The following is a 22,198-nucleotide window of genomic DNA, read 5'->3' as shown; positions in this document are numbered from 1 at the left end:
GGCTGCCTGCCCGGTGCAGAAGCCATTGCTTTTTTCGTACCGAAGCATATGCGATAGTAGTGTACCCATTGAGTTGAATATGTGTTGGCGTTCTCCGGAATGGGATGGATGACAACTTCATTATAGAGAGTAGGGAGAGATCACAATGATTAGCGATACGATTACAGCCATATCTACGGCGGTTGGTGAAGCCGGCATAGCCGTTATTCGCGTCAGCGGGCCGGATGCGGTGACCGAGACAGAGAAGATTTTCCGCAGCAAAACACCTTTGACTCAGGCACCTTCCCATACAGTTCATTACGGTCACATTATAGATCCTGGCCATGGTGAAAAGATTGAAGAGGTACTGGTCACGGTGATGCGTGCGCCTCGTTCCTTCACCACAGAGGATGTTGTTGAGATTAGTGCACATGGTGGTGTCGTATCTGTTAAGCGGGTGATGGATCTGCTACTGCAGCTGAACATCCGTTTGGCTGAACCGGGTGAATTCACGAAACGTGCCTTCCTCAATGGACGGATTGACTTGTCCCAAGCTGAAGGAGTCATGGATCTGATTCGTTCGAAGTCGGATCGTGCTTTCTCGGTAGCACTGAAGCAGGTAGAAGGTAAACTCTCCTCCAAGTTGCGTGATTTGAGATATACATTGGTAGAGACACTGGCTCATATCGAAGTAAATATCGATTATCCTGAGCATGATGTGGAATCATTAACGTCTGAATTTATAAAAGAAAAATCCAGTGAGGTTATGGCTGAGATTGATAAGTTGCTCACTACGGCAGAACAAGGCAAAATATTACGTGAAGGCATCACGACAGCAATCGTTGGAAGACCTAACGTAGGTAAATCCTCATTAATGAATACACTTGCGCAAGATAATCGGGCCATTGTGACTGATATTCCAGGCACGACCCGGGATGTCATTGAAGAATTCATTACAATTAACAATATTCCTTTGAAATTGCTCGATACAGCAGGGATTCGGGAGACAATGGATGTTGTTGAGAAGATTGGAGTCGAGCGCTCACGTTCAGCTGTCAATGATGCAGATCTGATTCTGATGGTTGTGAATGCAGCTGAGCCGCTTCATCAGGATGAGATTGAATTGCTGGAACAAATCCGCGGTAGACAATCAATTATTATTATGAATAAAATGGACTTAGCGCCACAGATTGACCGTGACGTCTTGCTCCGTTACATTCCGGAGGAGCGGCTTGTTCCGATGTCTGTGAAGGATGATCTGGGCGTTGATCGATTGGAAGACGCCATCTCGACGCTGTTTTTCAGTGGAAAGCTGGAGTCTGCTGACTTGACGTATGTAAGTAACGTTCGCCACATTGCCTTATTGAAAAAGGCGAAGCAATCTCTGATTGATGCGTATGAGGCTGCGGATCAGTTTGTTCCGATTGATATGATCCAGATCGATGTTCGTTTGGCATGGGAGCAGCTTGGAGAGATCGTGGGAGATACAGCGCATGACGCATTAATAGATCAGATTTTCTCCCAGTTCTGCCTAGGAAAGTAAATCATTTGATCGTTTCTTTCAATGAAATGGTTGTGTATGATGGGAAGGTACAATTTCTGCCCGTTGTCAAAGGATGGAATGATGTTGTTGCCAGGAAGTGTTGGTTTTCATATAGATAACAGCAAAATAAGGAGGTAATACACATGGCTTTTGATGGCGGCAGATATGATGTTATTGTCGTTGGAGCAGGACATGCCGGGGTAGAGTCAGCTCTTGCAGCGGCCCGAATGGGTTCAAAAACTCTGATGATTACGATCAACCTCGACATGGTGGCATTCATGCCTTGTAACCCATCCATTGGTGGGCCGGCAAAAGGACACGTTGTACGGGAAATAGATGCACTCGGCGGGGAAATGGGCCGGAATATCGACAAAACCTTTATCCAGATGCGGATGCTCAATACAGGTAAAGGACCTGCCGTTCATGCGCTACGTGCGCAAGCGGATAAGTTCTCTTATCAGCATACAATGAAAGAAACGATGGAGAAAGAATCTAATCTAACGATGCGTCAGGGCATGGTAGATCGTCTAATTGTAGAGGATGGTCAGTGTGTAGGAGTTGTCACTCAAACAGGTACAGAATATCGTGCCAAAGCTGTAGTGCTGACAACAGGAACATACCTGCGTGGTAAAGTCATTATGGGCGAGCTGATGTATGAAAGCGGACCAAACAATCAGCAGCCATCTCTGAAATTGTCGGAGCATCTGCGTGAGCTGGGCTTCGAGCTTGTACGTTTCAAAACGGGTACACCACCGCGTGTGCATAAGGATACAATTGATTTTAGCAAAACTGAAATTCAGCCCGGCGATGATGAGCCGAAGTTCTTTTCCTATGAGACAACATCTTCTACGAATGAGCAGCTACCTTGTTGGTTGACGTATACATCTGTGGAAACACATCAGATTATTAATGATAATCTGCATCGTGCCCCGATGTTCTCGGGTGTGATTGAAGGAACAGGGCCGCGTTACTGTCCATCCATTGAGGATAAAATTGTACGTTTCAGCGATAAGCCAAAGCATCAAATTTTCCTGGAGCCCGAGGGTAAAAATACATCGGAGTATTACGTACAGGGTTTATCTACAAGTCTGCCAGAGGATGTACAACTGGCTGTTCTTCGTTCGATTCCGGGTATGGAAAAAGTGGAAATGATGCGTAACGGTTACGCGATTGAATACGATGCGATGGTTCCAACACAATTGTGGCCATCTCTGGAAACAAAACGTCTACCTGGATTGTTCACAGCGGGTCAGATCAATGGTACATCCGGATATGAGGAAGCGGCAGGACAAGGGGTCATGGCTGGTATCAATGCAGCACGTAAAGTGCAGGGCAAAGAGGCTATTGTGCTTGATCGTTCCCAAGGTTATATCGGTGTACTCATTGATGATCTTGTTACGAAAGGCACGAATGAGCCTTACCGTTTGTTGACCTCTCGTGCCGAGTATCGTTTGCTGCTCCGTCATGACAATGCAGATATGCGCCTTACCGAAATTGGTCATGACATTGGACTGATTACCGAGGATCGGTATGCATCTTTCCTGGATAAAAAGGCGAAAGTCGAGCAGGAGATTGCACGTTTGAAAGATGCAAAGGTACGTCCTGTTGAAGTTAATGCCAAACTGGAAGAGATTGGTTCTACACCGATTCAGGATGGAAGCACATTGCTGAACCTGATGCGTCGTCCGGAGATTGGATATGACTGGATTGAGCAAGTATCTCCTTCCGAGGTAGAATTGACTGCTGATATGAAGGAACAAGTCGAAATTCAAATTAAATATGCCGGTTATATTGAGAAGCAATTGATCCACGTGGAACGTTTGCTGAAAATGGAGAAAAAGAAAATTCCAGACACGATCGTATATGATGAGATTCATGGTCTTGCGATGGAAGCCAAGCAGAAGCTGGCGAAAATTCGCCCAATCTCCATTGGTCAGGCGTCTCGTATTGCGGGTGTAACGCCTGCTGATATCTCTATCTTGCTCGTCTATCTTGAGCATTATAACCGCGTTACCGCAGCAAGGGGACAATAATGGACGATATTCAACAGCAGTTGCAACAACGCTTGAAGGAGCATGGCTTGGAAATAGGAGAACTCCAGCTGGAACAGTTCGAATTGTATTATAAAGAACTTGTCTCCTGGAATGAAAAAATGAATCTTACCGGCATCACGGATCGTGAGCAGGTATATACCAAACATTTTTATGATTCGGTATCGTTAGCATTTTATACAGATATGAACAAAGTAAACAAACTGGCTGACATCGGGTCAGGAGCAGGATTCCCGGGAATCCCGCTTAAGATTTGTTTTCCACATATCCAGCTTACAATCATCGACTCATTGAATAAACGGATTGGTTTCTTACAGTATGTAGTGGATACACTTGGTCTGGAGCAGGTCGAATTAATCCATGGTCGTGCTGAGGAGCTAGGCCGCAAAGAAGGATATCGAGACAGCTATGATCTGGTTACTGCACGGGCGGTAGCCAAGCTCGCGGTACTGAATGAATTCTGCCTTCCCTTTGTACGTAAAAGCGGTATGTTCGCTGCAATGAAGGGCGGAGACCCGAGGGATGAAATGAAGGAAGCAGAGTTCAGCTTTAATCAGCTGAAAGGACGGGTGAAGGCTGTTCATCCATTCCAGCTGCCGGTGGAGGAATCAGAACGTCATATTATTTTGATTCAGAAGTTTGACAAGACACCACATAAGTATCCACGTAAACCAGGAACACCACTTAAAACTCCACTCGTGTAGTATTGTGACATAAGGATAAAAACAAAATAACGTGTTGAATGACCAGATGGAAATAGAGGATGTTTCACGTGAAACATTCTCTATTTTTTTGTGTTTTCTAAATTAGAACTGAGTTAAATTAAATGCATACCGTGGGATGGGATTCTCATATACAAAATCAGGGCTGGAATAATTTTAGTTCATCAGGATTTATATAAGTTGAACTATATTTATTTACACAGAAACGGAGAGGAAAGAAAAAACCTGAAAAAGCGAAGCGGTCGGCTAAAAGCTTTCTGCAAGAAAGCTACATCGGGGATAACAGCGATGGGAAGGTTATTCTGTCGTCGGAGTGCTCCGTGTAAACATCTTTAGTTCAACTTATATAGGTAGTCATTCATTTTATTTTCCTAATAAACAGAATAAAAAAGCAGGAAAATTTGATTCTTTTAAAGAATAGGTAAACATAGGATTATGGTGAAAAAGATGATAGAATAGAAGTATCAGTTCCTGCGTAAACAGTGATCTTAGATTAGTTCATATCAATAGATGGTTAAGCATTTGTTGCTGTTTCGCAGCAGGGCAATACGAGTGGCATAACTTATTTCAGGAACGATGAGTATGAAGTCTCGCTTATGGAATAAGAAGCACCTGCTAATGTGGGAGCTATTACGAAACTAGGTGGTAATCTACGGAATGAAAGAACAATTTTCGAAGTTGTTTGGTTTGGCGGAGCGCAATAACGGAGACGAGATTAAACAGGTTCCGGTTAACGAAATTGTGAGTAGCCCATATCAACCCCGTACTATTTTTGATGATGATAAAATTGATGAGTTACTGCAAACAATCAGAACACATGGTGTTATTCAACCTATTGTTGTTCGGGTTCGTAATGGATCATATGAGATTATCGCTGGAGAACGCCGCTGGCGTGCTGTTCGCAAACTAGGTCTTGAGCACATCCCGGCCATTGTGCGTGAATTCAACGACTCTCAGGCCGCATCCATTGCGTTAATTGAGAACTTGCAGCGCGAAGGTTTAACCTCGATTGAGGAAGCGGTTGCCTACCAAAAGTTGATTGATTTGCATCAGTTGACACAGGAGAGCCTTGCTCAACGACTTGGTAAAAGCCAGTCTACCATTGCTAACAAGATTAGGTTGTTGAATCTTCCAGAAGGTGTAAAAACAGCCTTGATGGAGCGCAAAATATCTGAACGTCACGCAAGAGCCTTGTTGTCGCTGGATACGGAAGAACTGCAATTGAAATTGCTGGGCGAGATTATCGATAAGGAATTGAACGTGAAGCAGACGGAGGTACGTGTTGCTTTTTATAAGGAAGCATCCAAGATTAAAAAATCCAAACGGATATCCTTTACGAAGGATGTAAGACTGGCACTTAACACGATTCGTCAATCCATTGATATGGTAACAGGTTCAGGTATGGATATCAAAACAAAAGAAGCGGATCATGAGGATCACTACGAAATTGTTATTCATATTCCAAAACGCAAATAATTGAAGCTTAAGGCGGCAATGGCCGCTTTTTCTGTCTATATAGTCCGTTTTTCATGCGACGTGAAGGGAACAAATCGTTCTGTTAAGGAAACGGTAGTTGTTGTTCTTGTGGACGGTGGCCGCCTGCTTATTTTAACTGTAACTCACAACCTACAAGAAAAGACTCCTATTTTATTTGAGGTGAAGGTATTGTCTAAGATTATGGCCGTAGCAAATCAAAAGGGCGGTGTGGGGAAAACAACGACATCGGTTAACTTGGGAGCAGGACTTGCTTCACTTGGAAAAAAGGTACTGCTTGTCGATATTGACCCCCAAGGAAATACAACGAGTGGAGTCGGAATTAATAAAGCAGATGTGGCGAATTGTATATATGATGTTCTGATTAATGATGTGCCTCCCCAAGAGGCAATCGCGGAGACGCAAATTGAAGGACTTCATATCATACCTGCAACGATTCAACTTGCCGGAGCCGAGATCGAATTGGTATCCACCATATCGCGAGAAGTTCGTCTGAAAAAGGCGCTCGCACAAGTGAGAAATAATTATGATTATATTCTTATTGACTGCCCGCCATCGCTCGGAATGTTGACAATTAACTCACTAACTGCTTCCGATTCCGTGATTATTCCGATTCAGTGTGAGTACTATGCATTGGAAGGGTTAAGCCAATTACTGAATACGGTTAGGCTGGTGCAAAAACATTTAAACACTTCTCTTCAGATTGAAGGCGTATTACTGACGATGTTTGATGCTCGGACGAATCTTGGCATTCAAGTTATAGAAGAAGTGAAGAAGTATTTTCAGCAAAAGGTATATCAAACGATTATTCCGCGTAATGTACGGCTGAGTGAGGCACCATCTCACGGGCAATCCATTATAACGTATGATCCCCGTTCCCGAGGAGCGGAAGTGTATTTAGAGCTCGCAAAGGAAGTGATTTCTTATGAGTAAGCGGCTTGGAAAAGGACTAGATGCCCTCATTCCTTCGCTTTCAATTAATGACGATGATAAAGTCGTAGAAATCCCGATTAGTCAACTGCGGGCTAACCCTTATCAGCCGCGTAAAGCATTTGATGAGGAAGCAATACATGAACTGGCGGAATCGATCCGGCAGCACGGCGTGATCCAACCCATTATCGTTCGTCCTGTACTCCGAGGATATGAGATTATTGCAGGCGAGCGCAGGTTTAGGGCATCACAGTATTGTGGTAATGCTACCATTCCAGCTGTTGTCCGTACGTTTAATGATCAGCAGGTGATGGAAATAGCCCTGATTGAGAACCTGCAACGGGAGAATCTGAATGCAATGGAACTGGCAGTAGCCTACCAGGGATTAATGGATCAATTCTCTTTGACCCAAGAAGAGTTGTCCGTGAAGGTTGGTAAATCACGCTCTCACATCGCTAACTTTTTACGGTTGCTGGCTTTGCCAGAGGAAGTAAAGGATCATGTTTCACGTGGAACATTGTCGATGGGACATGCACGAGCCATTGTTGGTGTGAAGGATGAGAACCTGGTCAAACAGCTGGCTAAACAGTCCATTGATCAGCAGTGGAGTGTGCGTGAGCTGGAAGAGGCAGTGCAACAACTTGATCGTTCCAAATCAGGTGAAGTGAAGGCTAAGGCCAAGCTAAAGAAGAAAGATCCGTTTATCGACACCTTGGAAGAGTCACTTCGGGAACGATTTAAAACGACAGTGAAAATTAAACATGGTCAGAAAGATAAAGGTAAAATAGAGCTCAACTACTATAGCAAACAAGATCTCGAACGATTATTAGAACTGTTGCAATAACAACTCGGGTGCATCATTAACAACATGCAGAGCTACTCATGTCATGACATATCGACTCTGTGTTCTGGAGAAACGATATGTCATTCTTTGTTTGTAAACAAATCCTGTAATTAATTCTTATGAGCTGAGGTGGTAGGAGGATGGAGAACACAATCTATCTGGATCATGCAGCAACATCCTGGCCTAAACCACCTGCTGTTGGTGAGGCAATGATGAATGCCCTTCAATTTGCAGGGGCTAACCCAGGCAGGGGGAGTCATCGTATGGCTGTGCAGGCGAGCAGGGTTTTGTTTGAAACGAGAAAAGGCTTAGCGACTCTGTTTGGTATTAAAAACCCTAATGATATTGCATTTGGTTCAAACACAACAGAAGCTCTTAATCTTGCAATTCAGGGTGTGCTTCAAGAGGGTGATCATGTTATAGCCACCATGGCGGAACATAATTCAGTTCGGCGCCCCCTGGAGTTCCTTCGCAGACAGGGTAAGATTGAGGTTGATTATGTACCCGTCACAGCTTATGGAGCCATAGACTTAAAACAGATGGAGCGGATGTTTCGGAAAAACACCCGTTTGGTCGTATGTACGCACAGTTCTAATCTTCTAGGGAGCATTTTGCCAATTGGAGAAATCTCAGAACTATGCCGTCAACATCACGCTCTTTTACTAGTGGATGCAGCTCAGAGTGTTGGGATAATGCCAGTGGATGTAGGAAAACTAGGCATTGATATGCTCGCTTTTCCAGGACATAAGGGATTGTTAGGACCCCAAGGTACAGGCGGCTTATACATCGCTCCTGAGCTTGATGTGCAACCTCTCCTTCATGGAGGTACAGGTAGTCAATCCGAGGCAGTAGAACAGCCTAAAGTGCGTCCAGATCGATATGAAGCAGGGACTCCTAATACGGTGGGGATTGCTGGGTTAGGAGCGGGGGTGAAGCATGTACTTGCCATGACACCTGCTTCCATCTATCAGCATGAGTGGGAGTTAACGCAACTTATAATGAATGGGCTTTCTTCGATCAAAGGTATTCAACTGTTGGGCCCGGACATTGGACAACCTCGTTCAGGATTAGTATCCTTTATAATTGAGGGATATGATTCAGCTCAGCTTGCATTCCGGCTGGATCGGAATTATGGTATTGCGGTTCGTTCAGGATTTCACTGTACTCCACTTGCGCATGAGTCAGCAGGTACAACAGCTACCGGGGCTGTCAGAGCAAGCGTTGGATACAACTCTTCCCATGAAGAGGTCGATGAACTCATTCGGGCCATTACTGAGCTGACAGCAGTGAAATAGGGAGTAACAAAATTGTTCAACGTTCTGTTGTTCAAAATGGAAATATATGATTAATTCCTTGAATAACGGGTTGATTTATAATAAAAGCTAAGAACTACGGACAGACGTGAATCTGATCAAAAACATAGAGGGGTAGTTGCACTTACATGGCTGAATTAAATGAGCTGATTCTGGAACAGCTGTTATGGATTATTGGCGGATTGGCATTGCTTACGGTGATTTTGCTGATCGTGAGTATTGCTCAAGGGGCAAAGTTACGGAAGTTTAAACGTAAATACGAAGCCATGATGGCTGGCAGTGGTGTGGAGGATTTGGAGTCCCTACTAATTAATCTGAAGATTCAGATGGACAGCATTGAGGACGAACACAAACTGCAAACGAATCAGTTGCAAACAGCATTGCAAAAGCTGGCTCGTATTCAGGGCAAGGTCGGTGTGAAAAGATACAACGCTTATGGAGAGCGTGGTAGCGACCTGAGCTTTTCGATAGCCATGATTAATGAAAGTCAGGATGGTATGATCCTTACGGGATTATTCAATCGTGATGGTTCATATGTATATGCAAAACCTCTAAAAGGGGGAGAGTCAACGTATACACTTTCCCCAGAGGAAAAGGAAGCTATTACTCTGGCACAGCAAGCAGAGTAGAGCGAGTGTGCCATTCCCGAATGGCCGAGTACAGACTGCTTGCTATAATTTCAGACATCCGCATAACGAGACTAAGCCGTGTGTTCTGAAGCACAAAGTATTCCATAAAACCGCCGACGTTAACGATACCTGTCAGATGGATATCGCCGACCGGCGGTAATTCTTTATTTACGCCTGCGCCAGGCTTGAGCGGGCCGTTTACGACCTGGATACAACCGACACTAGAGGATTGGCCAAGACAGGCGTCAATACCAATCACATACGGATTTTGATGGGTGTTGTAGATTTTGTGGAGTGTGTCTTGCAGATTTACAGCATGAACCGGCTCATCCAATGTGCCATATAGATGGAACAGAGGGCTGTCCCATTTTGCCAGTGACGTACCCACTAACGGTCCGAGACAGTCACCTGTGGAACGGTCTGTACCGATGCAGACAATCACTACATTTTGCAAGGAATGAGCTTTATAGAGATGGAACATTAAACGATGTACAATGGCAGAATGCACACCTGGATCAGTATGAGGAACTTTCAGGCTGGTCAGATCTTGTGATGAAAAGGAACGCGAAGTAGGATTCATAGGATCTATCCTTTCCCTTGGAATAGTAGTATCAGTATATGGAAAGGTAGAGTGTTTTATACTTCGGAAGGACAGGCTTTTTACCTGAGAGTGGTTGTAGCTTGAAAGGAGCAGGACATGGACGAATGGCTGAACGATTGGATGTTGATTGCGTTTGATTCAACGCAGCAGGCACTGCGAGCAGAGATGCTATTAGAGTTTGCTGAGATCGAGATTGACTTGTTTCCGACACCTAAGGAGATTACAGCGGGCTGTGCACTGTGTATTCAGTTTCCAAAAGAGGATCTGATGCGAGTACAGAAAATTATTCGTGATGAGTTTGTTGAGATTCGCGGCCTCTATTTCAAAACCGAAGACAGCTATGATAACATACCGATGTAGAGGAGGAATCAGACTTTGATGTCATTTTATTTTGCGCAAGCTGGTAATAATGTCGGCATTTATGCATCAACTGTGGATGAAGCCATTCGTTGGACGGATCAGGTGTGGGCTAAAATTTCGGATACGGATATGTGGCTTAACATCATGTTCAGTTCGATTCGCATCCTCATTATTTTTATTATCACTCGTATTGTCATTAAAGTGGTGTCCAGGGTTATTGATCGTTCGATGGCACGGAAGCAGGAAGGCAAAATTCGCGTCAACCCGCGCAGATTCGTAACGATTGGTGAGTTGTTGAAAAATGCGACCTCGATAACCTGTAATTTCATTATGATTTTGTTACTGTTATCCGAGATCAATGTACAGGTTGGACCATTGCTAGCTAGTGCCGGTGTTCTGGGGCTTGCAATTGGTTTTGGTGCCCAGGGTTTGGTGAAGGATGTCATTACCGGATTCTTTATTATTTTAGAGGATCAGTTTGCTGTAGGAGATGTGATTCAGACAGGCACGTTTAAAGGAACCGTTGAAGTCATTGGCCTAAGAACAACCAAACTGGTAAGCTGGCAGGGAGAAGTACACATCATTCCGAATGGTACAATTGCAAGTGTGACTAACTATTCGATGTCTAATTCGCTTGCTGTAGTGGATATCCCGATGAAGGCTGATCTGACGCTGGATGAGTCCGTACATCTGGTGAAGCAATCGCTCGCAGGTATTGAGGAACGAGATCTGAATATTGTGAAGGTACCGGATGTGCTAGGTATTCAGTCGATGTCCACTTCTGATTATGTCATTCGTGTGGTAGCGGAATGTATGCCGAACTCCCGGTCTTCGGTCGAACGTCAAATTCAGGGAGATGTGAAGAAAATACTCGAGTACCATGAGAGAAGCAAATTGGCTGCATTAGAGCAGGCGGCTGCGATGGATAATGATGAGGGAGATGGTGCAGGTGGAGCGTAAAAGTTTCCAGCTTGGAGATATCGTACAGATGAAAAAGCAGCATCCCTGTGGAAGCAATGAGATGGAGATCATTCGGATGGGGATGGATATTCGGATCAAGTGTGTTGGTTGCAAACATAGCGTACTGATTCCTCGGGCCAAGTTCGAGAAAAATATGAAAAAAGTGTTACGCTCGGTAGAAGAGGATGAGGAATCCTGAGGGTAGGGTGGAAGAGGAAAACATATATCCGGTGTTTTAGATGCAAGATCTAGCCATATCGCGGTGATGAAACGTAATAGTGAAATAGCGTTTTCATGCAGACAGGGTATAGGTATTGCTTTCCGACTACAGGCGTGATATAATCAATTTTGCTGCGGAAAGGTACCCAAGAGGCCCAAGGGGGCTGACTCGAAATCAGCTAGGCGTGTCACAGCGTGCGTGGGTTCGAATCCCACCCTTTCCGCCACTTAAGTCATTTAGATTTTGCGAAAATGTAATGCTTACATAACTCCATGGACTGGAGTCATCATAAACAACTTGAAGGGACTAGCCTATTGGATAGTCTTTTTATTTTGTTTCTTATATTTTTTTAGTGAAAATTGTATAATGTGGCCCCGTATAAAAAAATAAAGAGCCCTGACGGGCTCTTTATCCGGCGGTACATGTTTAGTTAGATCACAATCGGTCGTAACGACAGAAACGCTGGCTGTACTGCTTGTAGCAATACCTGTGCTTCGGACTGAAGTCTTACACACCCACAAGCTTCTTATATTACGTGATGCATCTCCAACATCGAAAAATCGGCTTCGTTGTCCAACGGAACCACACCTCTCTCGTGTACCGCCTGATTGTATTATGTGCTAATTACCGTTTTATATACGTGGTACTGAAAAAAAACTTAGTGAACGCGAGCTTTAGTCAGCTTTTTCCACTTGCGATTGTGATTGCTCGTTTCCGGAAAGGCTTCACCTTTTTTTAGCGTGACTCGCTTGGGATCATTAATCTCCGTGTGAAAACTCTTCTCCCCGACTTCAGTGTATTCTCCGTCATTCGGTGCTTTGTCACCAGGTTCGAACTCGGTTCTTTCACCCATAATAAGTAGCCTCCTCCACAGAATGAGATCAGTGTTACTTCTGTAGTGTGTTCCATCTGATGTCTAAACATGATGGGGATTATGTACCAATATGTACAGGGAACGTTTGCTTGCATTTCGTTTGTGTATTTGTTATATTAATATAGTTCGAGTTTGTGCTCGTTCCTTGCTCTCAACCTGGATTGAGGGCCAGAGTCCATAAGGAGGTGAAAATTATGCGCAAATATGAAGTGATGTACATTATTCGTCCTGACGTTGAGCAAGAAGTTGTTCAAGCTACAGTCGATAAATTCCAAGGCATCATCTCCAACGGCGGTGGTGAGGTTACAGCTCACGACGTTATGGGTAAACGCCGTCTTGCGTATGAGATCAAGAAATTCCGTGATGGTGTTTATGTTCTGGTACACTTCACTGCTGAACCAGCAGTAGTTACTGAGCTTGAGCGTCTCATGAAGATTTCTGACGAAGTAATTCGTTATCTCATTACCAACGACGTTAAGTCTGCCTAAGACATTAACTCGTGATTATCGCACCAATACGCTCAGAAGGAGGGGATTACATTGTTGAACCGTGTCATTCTGATCGGCCGGTTAACCCGGGATCCTGAGTTACGTTATACTCCAGCAGGAGTAGCCGTGACACAATTTACTTTGGCCGTAGACAGACCGTTTACAAGCCAAGGAGGAGAGCGGGAAGCAGATTTTATTCCGGTCGTAACCTGGAGACAGCTTGCCGAGACTTGTGCAAACTATTTGCGTAAAGGTCGTCTGGCTGCAGTCGAAGGACGCATTCAAGTACGTAACTACGAGAATAACGAAGGAAAACGTGTATACGTGACCGAAGTCATTGCCGATAATGTTCGTTTCTTGGAGTCAGCTAACCGCGAAGGCGGTGGCGGCGGGGGTCAACCTATGCGTGAAGAGCCTTCTTATGGAGGCGGCGGCGGACGTGCAAGCAACAATAATGCTGCGCGTAGCAACAATCAGGATCCTTTTTCCGATGACGGAAAACCGATTGATATATCGGATGATGATTTGCCATTTTAACGTGAGCCGTTACTCGTACGAGATATCGGTTACATGATAGGAAAGGACTGAAAAGCATGGGCTTCAAGCAAAGAGAAGGCGGAGACGATAAAAGACCGGCACGTCGTGGTGGTCGCAACAAACGTCGTAAAGTGTGCTTCTTCACAGCGAACAAAATTACTCACATCGATTATAAAGATACGGACTTGCTTCGTAAATTTATCAGCGAACGTGGAAAAATTTTGCCACGCCGTGTAACAGGTACTAGCGCTAAATATCAACGCATGCTGACGATTGCAATCAAACGCTCCCGTCAAATCGCATTGTTGCCATACACAACTGAGTAGTCTTACTCAGTTTGCATACAAGAGCAGCCGGCTATAAGCCGACTGCTTTTTTGTATTCTTAAATACTATAAATCTAAGGATAAGAATAAGGATACCATATGAAAATTTAAGAAAATGAAAACGTATAATCATGTAATTTTTGCAGAAGAAGCTTTCACAGCTGAGATGAATTATAATAGAAGTTAGTTTACCTGAAATGAAGCCTTTAAAAAAGAATTAAAGCTTGATGAGTAGAAAAAGTGTAGGAGAGTATATGAATTCATCACTACGTAAGCTAAGACAGCGAAGGAAGAAAAGCCTGAGAAACTGGATCATCGCAACGATTATTCTATCCATTGTTTTTGTATGGTTGCAACAAAAAGGGGACTTGGGAGAGATATGGCAAGATGAAATAATTCCTGAGCCTTTGCCAATTACCGGTTTGCATCCAGCTGTTGCCGAAAGTGAAGGTGTATTAGTCCGTATGGCTGCCAGGCGAGGTATAGAAGTTGTGATTACGCATGGATATCGGAGTGTGGAGGAACAAGATGCTCTCTTTGCACAGGGACGCTCATCTTCTGGGAATATTGTCACCAATGCAAGAGGCGGGGAGTCTTATCATAACTATGGACTAGCCATTGATTTTGCCTTAAGAACCCCTGATGGAGATATTGTCTGGGATATGGAACGAGATGATAATGGCAATGGCAAGGCAGATTGGATGGAGGTTGTCGATTTAGCTAAAGAGCTAGGTTTCACCTGGGGTGGAGACTGGACTAACTTTCCGGACTATCCACATCTACAGATGGACTTTGATTTGAGTATTCGCGATTTAAAACGTGGTAAAAGGCCACCATTGGCACCACAAAGGTAATAGTATATATGCGTAATTATGAATATTTATTAGTAAAGTCCTGCTTTTTGCAGGACTTTTTTCTTTCTTTTGTAAAATAAATGTTCAAAAGTAACAATTAACTCTTTACAGCAACAATTAAATAAAACTATACTATAATAACTAGATTTTTACGTTTATCTTACAAACCTTAAATAAATGTATATATATAAGCTTCATATGACTTCTAAGCAGAGATTCTATGAAACGACAAAATCCCCCTAAATGTGACATGTAATTTACACTAACTAAGTTACTCCCAAATCATTTGCTATTAACTCTACACATTGTGTCATAGACATGTTATATATTAACACAAAAAAACTTTGTACACACGCCTCATATTGTTGTAATTCCACCCGAGCACACTTAACTCTCACACTAAAATCCTGCTATAGATACCTTTTAGCCAAAACTATTACCCAAAACTGTAGCATAGAAAACATTTATTCCATAAATCCCAAAATAATGATTGACGTTAACTTAAATTACACGTATGATTACAGTAATTATTTGTATTTATAATTCCGCTAGGAATTATAAACATTAATTGACCAATGGTTTAAATTGAAGACTATAATCTTGATTCTGTTAACGATAAGGTATTTTGTATACACTTTTGTTCAATTTAAGGAACAACATGGAAATATACAGTGGATGCACTCTTCTACTTATGAATACAGTCTGATGAAATTACAGGGTTAGGGTGATTGATTTGAATAAAGAGCTATTGGAAGTCAGAGACTTAACGACATCATTCAGAATTGAAGATAACTATTATGCAGCAGTCGATCACGTTAATCTTAAGGTTAAGAAAAATGAAGTGTTGGCTATTGTAGGAGAATCAGGTTCAGGTAAGAGTGCATTTGCATTTTCTCTGATGGGATTGCATAACAAAGCCAAAATCGAAGGTCAGATTCTCTATAAAGGGAAAGATATCGCCAACATATCCCCTAATCAATTAAACAAACTGCGCGGAAGAGAAATGGCGATGATCTTTCAGGATCCATTATCCGCACTCAATCCTCTAATGATCATAGGTGAACAGATTGAAGAGATTCTCACTCTTCATCAACCGAAGCTGTCTTCCAGAGAGAAGCGGGATAAGGTTATTCACTTATTGAACCAGGTAGGGATTCCACGTCCCGAACAAATATATAAGCAATATCCCCACGAATTATCTGGCGGCATGAGGCAACGTATTGTTATCGCGATCGCAATTGCCAATAAGCCAGAACTGCTCATTGCCGATGAACCAACAACAGCACTTGACGTTACCATTCAGTTACAAATTCTCGAGTTGATCCGAGAGCTGAAGAATGAGATTAACGCAGGCATTATCCTTATTACGCATGACCTTGGTGTAGTGGCCGAGATGGCTGATCGTGTAGCCGTCATGTATGCAGGAGAAATTGTTGAAATAGCGGATATTGTTACATTGATGACCAATGCAAAACATCCCTATACACGTTCATTATTAAACTCGATCCCTACGATTACTGAAGAAAAATCCAAATTACATGTCATTCAAGGCATCGTACCTTCTCTCAAAAATCTTCCAAGGCAGGGGTGCAGATTCAAGGCCCGAATTCCATGGATTAGCGACTCTGCTCATGAAGATAACCCGCAGATGCATGAAATTGCGCCAGGACACTTCGTAAGGTGTACCTGCTATCAGCACTTTCATTTCCCTGATCAAGCGGAGGAGGCATAACATAATGGCATTACTTGAAGTAGAAGGACTCAAAATACACTTTCCGATTCGCGGAGGATTACTAAAGCGGGAGATTGGCAGTGTCAAGGCGGTTGACGATGTCAGCTTTTCCATTGAAGAAGGCCAGACTTACGGCCTTGTTGGGGAATCCGGTTCAGGCAAAACAACAACAGGCAGAGCTGTTATTGGTCTGAATCATGTGACAAGTGGAAAAATTTTATTCAATGGCAGGGATTTGACCAAAGAACGACGCAAAGATCGCCAGCTTCAGCGGGATGTACAGATGATTTTCCAGGATCCTTATTCGTCTCTTAACCCGAAGAAGCGCGTTATGGACATCATTGCCGAGCCTCTAAGAAACTATGAACGACTGACGGCAACGGAAGAGAAGAGACAGGTCGGTAGCTTATTAGAGAAGGTAGGGTTGAGTCCGGAGTCTATCTACAAGTATCCGCATGAATTCTCAGGTGGACAGCGTCAACGGATAGGAATCGCTCGTGCCATTGCACTCAAACCCAAACTGATTATCGCTGACGAACCTGTATCTGCACTGGATGTATCCGTACAAGCCCAGGTTCTCAACTTCATGCAGGAAATTCAGAAAGAACTGAATCTGACCTATTTGTTTATCAGCCACGATCTGGGCATTATTCGTCATATGTGCGACCAGATTGGAATTATGTATAAAGGTCGATATGTGGAACAAGGGACAACAGATGATATTTTTGAAAATCCCCAACATATCTATACCAAACGTCTTATTGCAGCGATTCCGGATATGGACCCAACCAAACGTGAGGAAATGATAGCTTTCCGACAGCAGATCAAATCCGAGTATGAAAATTCATACCGCAATTTCTTCGATGAGGAAGGGCTTGCTTATTCGCTCCAATCCATTTCCGACACTCACCGGGTAGCTTTACCTCAGAAAGGTTGAAAGCCATATGTGGAAAACTATTGTACGCCGAATATTTATTATGATTCCTCAAATAATTTTGCTCAGTATTCTGGTCTTCCTGATGGCCAAAGCCATGCCAGGTGACGCGTTGACGGGACTGCTTGATCCGAGTATCGATCCCAAAGCGCTAGAAGAACAGCGTGAACGGCTAGGATTGAACAATCCATGGTATATACAGTATTGGGACTGGATCAGACATGCTGCTATGGGTGATTTCGGACAATCCTTCCGTTTTAAAATGCCAGTAACAGATCTTATTGGTCAACGGATTGCCAACACATTCTGGCTTGCTTTGGCAACACTGATTCTCACATATCTTATCGCTATCCCGCTCGGTATCATCAGTGGTCGCTATAATGACACCTGGTCTGACCGTTTGATTACAGGATATACGTACCTGGGTTTTGCAGCACCGCTCTTTATTTTCGCTCTGGTCATGGTCTGGATTTTTGGTTTCCGTTTCGGCTGGTTCCCGACCGGGGGAAGTGTAGCACCAGGGCTTACACCAGGAACATTCGAATACGTTATAAGCAAGATTCAGCATTTGCTTTTACCAGCGTTATCAATGGCACTAATCTCCACTGTATCCACGGTACAGTATTTACGCAGTGAGATTATTGATATCAAACACAAAGAATTCGTACTCACGGCGAGAGCCAAAGGTGCTTCGGAATCCCGAATCTACAACAGACATATTTTGCGAAACTCCCTGTTGCCGATTGCTGCATTTTTCGGGTATGAGATTACGGGGCTAATTGGCGGGACCATCTTCATTGAAAGTATATTCAGCTACCCGGGTATGGGACAGTTGTTCCTGAATTCCATCTCATTACGGGATTTCAGTGTAGTCACAGCACTCGTATTATTGTATGGGATTGCTACGATTCTAGGCTCACTGCTGTCTGATATTATTCTGGGATTGGTCGATCCGCGTATTCGCATTAAGTAAGAACTTGAAGATTTCGGGGTGAAAACAGATGAGCAAGACCAATGATGTTGTTGTAACTTCACAGAAGGTTGATAAAAGCCCTTCCGGCTTAAGCATTGTGTGGCGAGAGTTGGTCAGGGACAAAGTAGCCCTCGTTTCGCTCATATTCCTGGGGCTTGTCATCCTTCTTGTATATGGAACCTCTATGATTCTGAATCAGGACGATATTGTTAAAGTTGATTTGTTTGCACTTTATGAGCCGCCTTCCGCACAATACTGGCTGGGAACAGACTATGGCGGACGAGATGTATTTGGTCAGCTCGTCATTGGGACACGAAACTCGTTAACTATCGGTATTCTGGTTACCTTAATGACTGGATTTATCGGCATTCTGGTTGGTGTTGTTGCAGGGTACTTCGGTGGCACGATCGACAATATGATTATGCGAGTTGTAGACTTTTTCATGATATTACCGGTTCTTATGATGGTTATCGCCTTTGTAACGGCTGTACCGAAATATAATATCGTTTCATTCTCACTCATTATGACCGCCTTCCTATGGATGGGAATCGCCAGATTGATTCGATCCAAGGCGCTTCAGGAGGGTGAACTCGAGTATATTAAAGCATCCAAAACACTTGGATCTTCTCACTTTAAAATTATTGTATCGCAGCTTCTTCCTAACCTAAGTTCAATCATCATTGTAACGATGACATTGAACCTGGCAGCTAATATTGGTCTTGAATCCGGGTTGTCTTTCCTAGGATTTGGATTCCCGGAAAGCACACCAAGTCTTGGAACACTCGTAAGTTATGCACGTAATCCGCAAACCTTGGAATACAGATGGTGGATTTGGCTACCTGCATCACTACTGATCCTGGTATTGATGTTGAGTATAAATAATGTCGGACAGGCCTTGAAACGTGCGACGGATGCAAGACAAAGAAGAGGTTAAAAAAAGGGAGGAAAGGTTCATGAAAAAGGGATTATTTTCACGAGGACTATTTTTCACGATGATGCTGGTCTTTGTATTGGCGCTTGCGGCGTGCTCCGAGAAAGAAGCAGCAACTCCTGCACCAGGAGCCAAAACAGAAGAAGGAAAGACGGAGGAGAAGCCTGCGAAAGAAGAGGGTGTCTACTCCATTGAAGATTTCAGTAATGTTAAAAAGAATGAAGGTACAGCCATCGAGGGTGGATCACTTACTTTTGGTCTCGTATCCGATACTGCTTTTGAAGGCACATTGAACTATAACTTCTACTCCGGTAACCCGGATTCACAAGTGCTGCAGTGGTTTGACGAAGGTTTGCTGACTTGGGATAAAGACTATGTGTACACCAACGATGGTGCTGCGACATATGAAACTTCCGAAGACGGCAAAACGTTTACGCTCACGATTCGTGACAATGTAAACTGGCATGATGGCAAGCCGGTAACGGCAGAAGATTTGCAGTTCGCTTATGAAGTTATCGGTGGCAAAGGCTATGATGGTCCGCGTTATGATTCCAACTTCACGAGTGTTGTAGGTATGGAAGAATACCATGCTGGAAAAGCAAAAACAATCTCTGGTATTAAAGTGCTGAGCGACAAACAAATCAGCATTACGTATAAAGAAGCAACACCATCCCTGTTGACAGGCGGCGTGTGGACATATCCATTGGCGAAACATATTTTTGGTGGTATGGACATAGCGAAAATGTCTTCTTCCAAAGAAGTACGTGAGAAGCCAATCGGTTTTGGTCCGTTTAAAGTAGAAACGATCACACCAGGTGAGTCTGTAACGTTTGTTAAAAACGATGACTACTGGCGTGGAGCTCCAAAACTGGACAAAGTAACATTGAAAGTAATCAACCCGACAACGGTTGTTCAAGAGCTGAAATCTGGCGGTGTAGATCTGGTAGACTCCTTCCCGACAGACCAGTATAAAGACAATGCGAACCTCTCCAACGTTGAATTCCTGGGTGCAATCGACCGTGCGTATACGTACATCGGTTTCAAACTGGGAACATGGGATGCTGAGAACAATAAAGTTAAATCCAATCCTGACGCAAAAATGGGTGACAAAAACCTGCGTAAAGCGATGTGGATGGCTGTAGATAATGACCAAGTAGGTAAACGTTTCTACAACGGTCTTCGCTGGAATGCAACAACACTGATTCCACCTTCTCACCCTGAATTCCATGATTCCAACAATCCAGGTGTGAAATATGATCCGGAAGCTGCAAAGAAATTGCTTGACGAAGCTGGCTATAAAATGGACGGAGAATTCCGTACGAAGCCAGATGGTTCACCACTTGAAATCAATTTTATTTCTATGACAGGTGGCGACACAGCTGAGCCACTCGCACGTTACTATGTTCAATCTTGGGCAGCAATCGGTCTGAAAGTAAACTTGGAAATGATCGAGTTTAACAACTTCTACGACCGTGTAGGTAACACAGGTAAAGATGATCCTAATGTCGATGTGTACCAAGCGGCTTGGGGTGTTGGTATCGACGTTGATCCATCAGGGCTGTATGGACGCGATGCACTCTATAACTTCCCTCGTTTCTCCAGTGAAGAGAACGACAAATTGCTGGCACGTGGTATCTCTGCTGAAGCATTTGACGTAGAGAAACGTAAAGAGATCTACAATGAATGGCAACAATACATGGTAGATGAAGTTCCAGTATTCCCAACGTTGTACCGTGCTGTGGTATCACCAGTTAACAAACGTGTAATGAACTATGCGATTGGTGATGGAACTGGCGTATACTTGAGCGATCTGGCTGTAAATGCAGATAAAGCGGTTGTTGCTCAGTAATTATTAATAAACATGGATTCCAACACTCTGGCATGGGGTGTATGGAGTCCATGTTTTTTTTGTAACCAAAAAATAAAAAAAATTTAATTTTTTCTCAAAAAAGTGCAGACAAAATGCCTCTTTGCTACGTCTATATAGGTAAGAGGTGATGAATCGATGAAAATATGGTGGAAACGCGCAGGAATGTTATTCACTTTACTAGTTATTATATATTTGGGAGTAAAACCGGACATGCTGGTTGGTAAGCCAGGCATTAAAGCCGAGTCGGCTGTTTTGATGGATATGAATTCGGAACAGGTGCTGATGGATTACAATGGCTCCGAAGAGATTGCTCCTGCAGGTATCAGCAAGCTAATGACCGAGCTACTTGTAATGGAGGCTACAATGAGAGGAGATATTCGTTGGGATGATCCTGTTAATGTTAGTCGTTACGCCAGCTCTGTTGGCGGGAATCAGCTTGCACTCAAACAGGGGGATCGATTCACTGTTCAGGAGTTATTCCAAGTGGTGGCAGTATATTCTGCCAATGATGCTACCGTTGCTTTGGCGGAACATATCAGCGGTTCAGAACATCAATTTGTACAGCGGATGAATCAAAAGGCTGCTGAGATTGGTCTGTCAGGGGATACTCACTTCACCAACTCTACAGGTCTAAGCGAGACTATGCTTGGTCCTTATCGTCCACATAATATCCAGGGTCAAACGTTAATGACTGCGATGGATGCCTGCAAGCTTGCCCAATATTTGCTTAACCATCACCCCGAGATTCTTAAAGTTTCCAATCAAATGCAAGTCTCGTTGCACCAAAAGGGGATCTATATGAGCAATACAAACTGGATGTTATCTTCAATCGGGGGTCCATATGCTTATGAAGGTAATGATGGATTAAAGACTGGATATGACAAGGATACGGGGTATCATTTCGTTGGAACGGCTGAGCGAGATGGCAAACGGCTAATTTCGGTTGTATTTGGATCAGATACGAGGGAAGGGCGGTTCGTTGAGACGCGCAAGCTGTTGAATTACGGATTTTCGAACACAAAAGTAAACTAAAC

Annotated in this window: 23 protein-coding genes and 1 tRNA gene; 22 read left to right on the top strand and 2 right to left on the bottom strand. The window is 43.6% G+C overall.

The features are described from left to right. Window positions 1-145: 145 nt before the first annotated feature. The 8 genes from mnmE to BLQ13_RS20775 all read left to right on the top strand — a co-directional run bounded on the left by mnmE (window position 146) and on the right by BLQ13_RS20775 (window position 9,505). The gene (gene mnmE, locus BLQ13_RS20810) at window positions 146-1,522 is read left to right on the top strand and encodes a tRNA uridine-5-carboxymethylaminomethyl(34) synthesis GTPase MnmE (RefSeq protein WP_090923599.1); all 1,377 of its coding nucleotides are present in this window, start codon (window positions 146-148) and stop codon (window positions 1,520-1,522) included. A gap of 143 nt (window positions 1,523-1,665) precedes the next feature. Next, window positions 1,666-3,555 carry a tRNA uridine-5-carboxymethylaminomethyl(34) synthesis enzyme MnmG gene (gene mnmG, locus BLQ13_RS20805; RefSeq protein ID WP_090923598.1) on the top strand — a complete coding sequence of 630 codons (1,890 nt, stop codon included), beginning with the start codon at window positions 1,666-1,668 and terminating at the stop codon, window positions 3,553-3,555. Further along, complete coding sequence (gene rsmG, locus BLQ13_RS20800) at window positions 3,555-4,277, top strand: 16S rRNA (guanine(527)-N(7))-methyltransferase RsmG (protein ID WP_090923597.1); 723 nt, start codon at window positions 3,555-3,557, stop codon at window positions 4,275-4,277. Before mnmG ends, rsmG begins: the two co-directional genes overlap by 1 nt. Before the next feature lie 675 nt (window positions 4,278-4,952). After that, on the top strand, window positions 4,953-5,771 hold the full coding sequence (gene noc, locus BLQ13_RS20795) for a nucleoid occlusion protein (RefSeq protein WP_090923596.1): 819 nt from the start codon (window positions 4,953-4,955) through the stop codon (window positions 5,769-5,771). Window positions 5,772-5,960: 189 nt separating this feature from the next. Beyond that, window positions 5,961-6,722, top strand: coding sequence for a ParA family protein (locus BLQ13_RS20790; protein ID WP_090923627.1), 762 nt, complete (start codon window positions 5,961-5,963; stop codon window positions 6,720-6,722). Further along, a complete protein-coding gene (locus BLQ13_RS20785) occupies window positions 6,715-7,563 on the top strand; it encodes a ParB/RepB/Spo0J family partition protein (RefSeq protein WP_090923595.1) in 849 nt (282 codons plus the stop codon). The genes BLQ13_RS20790 and BLQ13_RS20785 overlap by 8 nt, the downstream gene beginning before the upstream one ends. 140 nt (window positions 7,564-7,703) lie before the next feature. After that, window positions 7,704-8,858, top strand: a complete 1,155-nt coding sequence (locus BLQ13_RS20780) for an aminotransferase class V-fold PLP-dependent enzyme (RefSeq protein WP_090923594.1) — start codon at window positions 7,704-7,706, stop codon at window positions 8,856-8,858. 146 nt (window positions 8,859-9,004) lie between these two features. Further along, on the top strand, window positions 9,005-9,505 hold the full coding sequence (locus BLQ13_RS20775) for a DUF4446 family protein (RefSeq protein ID WP_090923593.1): 501 nt from the start codon (window positions 9,005-9,007) through the stop codon (window positions 9,503-9,505). Here the strand turns inward: BLQ13_RS20775 and yyaC are convergent. Continuing rightward, window positions 9,480-10,085, bottom strand: a complete 606-nt coding sequence (yyaC, locus tag BLQ13_RS20770; protein ID WP_090923592.1) for a spore protease YyaC — start codon at window positions 10,083-10,085, stop codon at window positions 9,480-9,482. The two genes, BLQ13_RS20775 and yyaC, sit on opposite strands and share 26 nt — an antisense overlap. Window positions 10,086-10,202: 117 nt before the next feature. On the opposite strand from yyaC, the gene BLQ13_RS20765 reads away from it, so the two are divergent. The 4 genes from BLQ13_RS20765 to BLQ13_RS20750 all read left to right on the top strand — a co-directional run bounded on the left by BLQ13_RS20765 (window position 10,203) and on the right by BLQ13_RS20750 (window position 11,872). Continuing rightward, a complete protein-coding gene (locus tag BLQ13_RS20765) occupies window positions 10,203-10,466 on the top strand; it encodes a putative Se/S carrier protein (protein WP_186809681.1) in 264 nt (87 codons plus the stop codon). Between the two features lie 18 nt (window positions 10,467-10,484). Beyond that, entirely contained in the window at window positions 10,485-11,426 is a 942-nt protein-coding gene (locus tag BLQ13_RS20760; protein WP_090923591.1) for a mechanosensitive ion channel family protein, read from the top strand. After that, window positions 11,416-11,625 (top strand): DUF951 domain-containing protein, encoded by a 210-nt coding sequence (locus BLQ13_RS20755; RefSeq protein WP_090923590.1) that lies wholly within the window; start codon window positions 11,416-11,418, stop codon window positions 11,623-11,625. The genes BLQ13_RS20760 and BLQ13_RS20755 overlap by 11 nt, the downstream gene beginning before the upstream one ends. 156 nt (window positions 11,626-11,781) lie before the next feature. Next, window positions 11,782-11,872: transfer RNA gene (locus BLQ13_RS20750), tRNA-Ser, on the top strand. Between the two features lie 432 nt (window positions 11,873-12,304). On the opposite strand, the gene BLQ13_RS20745 is transcribed toward BLQ13_RS20750, so the two are convergent. Next, window positions 12,305-12,499: a YjzC family protein gene (locus tag BLQ13_RS20745; protein ID WP_090923589.1), complete on the bottom strand. Its 195-nt coding sequence runs from the start codon at window positions 12,497-12,499 to the stop codon at window positions 12,305-12,307. Window positions 12,500-12,714: 215 nt separating this feature from the next. On the opposite strand from BLQ13_RS20745, the gene rpsF reads away from it, so the two are divergent. From rpsF to BLQ13_RS20695, 10 genes are all read left to right on the top strand, one after another. Continuing rightward, window positions 12,715-13,008 carry a 30S ribosomal protein S6 gene (gene rpsF / locus BLQ13_RS20740; protein ID WP_024629534.1) on the top strand — a complete coding sequence of 98 codons (294 nt, stop codon included), beginning with the start codon at window positions 12,715-12,717 and terminating at the stop codon, window positions 13,006-13,008. Window positions 13,009-13,059: 51 nt separating this feature from the next. Next, complete coding sequence (ssb, locus tag BLQ13_RS20735; protein WP_090923588.1) at window positions 13,060-13,545, top strand: single-stranded DNA-binding protein; 486 nt, start codon at window positions 13,060-13,062, stop codon at window positions 13,543-13,545. Between the two features lie 56 nt (window positions 13,546-13,601). After that, window positions 13,602-13,871, top strand: a complete 270-nt coding sequence (gene rpsR, locus BLQ13_RS20730) for a 30S ribosomal protein S18 (RefSeq protein ID WP_090923587.1) — start codon at window positions 13,602-13,604, stop codon at window positions 13,869-13,871. A gap of 253 nt (window positions 13,872-14,124) precedes the next feature. Next, on the top strand, window positions 14,125-14,724 hold the full coding sequence (locus BLQ13_RS20725) for a M15 family metallopeptidase (RefSeq protein WP_090923586.1): 600 nt from the start codon (window positions 14,125-14,127) through the stop codon (window positions 14,722-14,724). A 733-nt stretch (window positions 14,725-15,457) separates the two neighbouring features. Then, on the top strand, window positions 15,458-16,456 hold the full coding sequence (locus BLQ13_RS20720) for an ABC transporter ATP-binding protein (protein WP_090923585.1): 999 nt from the start codon (window positions 15,458-15,460) through the stop codon (window positions 16,454-16,456). A gap of 4 nt (window positions 16,457-16,460) precedes the next feature. Continuing rightward, complete coding sequence (locus tag BLQ13_RS20715; protein WP_090923584.1) at window positions 16,461-17,393, top strand: ABC transporter ATP-binding protein; 933 nt, start codon at window positions 16,461-16,463, stop codon at window positions 17,391-17,393. A 7-nt stretch (window positions 17,394-17,400) separates the two neighbouring features. After that, a complete protein-coding gene (opp4B, locus tag BLQ13_RS20710; protein ID WP_090923583.1) occupies window positions 17,401-18,363 on the top strand; it encodes an oligopeptide ABC transporter permease in 963 nt (320 codons plus the stop codon). 28 nt (window positions 18,364-18,391) lie between these two features. Further along, on the top strand, window positions 18,392-19,297 hold the full coding sequence (locus BLQ13_RS20705; protein ID WP_090923582.1) for an ABC transporter permease: 906 nt from the start codon (window positions 18,392-18,394) through the stop codon (window positions 19,295-19,297). A 19-nt stretch (window positions 19,298-19,316) separates the two neighbouring features. After that, a complete protein-coding gene (locus BLQ13_RS20700) occupies window positions 19,317-21,143 on the top strand; it encodes an oligopeptide ABC transporter substrate-binding protein (protein ID WP_090923581.1) in 1,827 nt (608 codons plus the stop codon). A 156-nt stretch (window positions 21,144-21,299) separates the two neighbouring features. Further along, window positions 21,300-22,196 carry a D-alanyl-D-alanine carboxypeptidase family protein gene (locus BLQ13_RS20695; RefSeq protein ID WP_090923580.1) on the top strand — a complete coding sequence of 299 codons (897 nt, stop codon included), beginning with the start codon at window positions 21,300-21,302 and terminating at the stop codon, window positions 22,194-22,196. Window positions 22,197-22,198: the final 2 nt, after the last annotated feature.

This window comes from Paenibacillus polysaccharolyticus, assembly GCF_900102085.1.
GTDB classification, from domain to species: domain Bacteria; phylum Bacillota; class Bacilli; order Paenibacillales; family Paenibacillaceae; genus Paenibacillus; species Paenibacillus polysaccharolyticus.
This window is presented reverse-complemented; position numbering and strand designations above follow the sequence as displayed.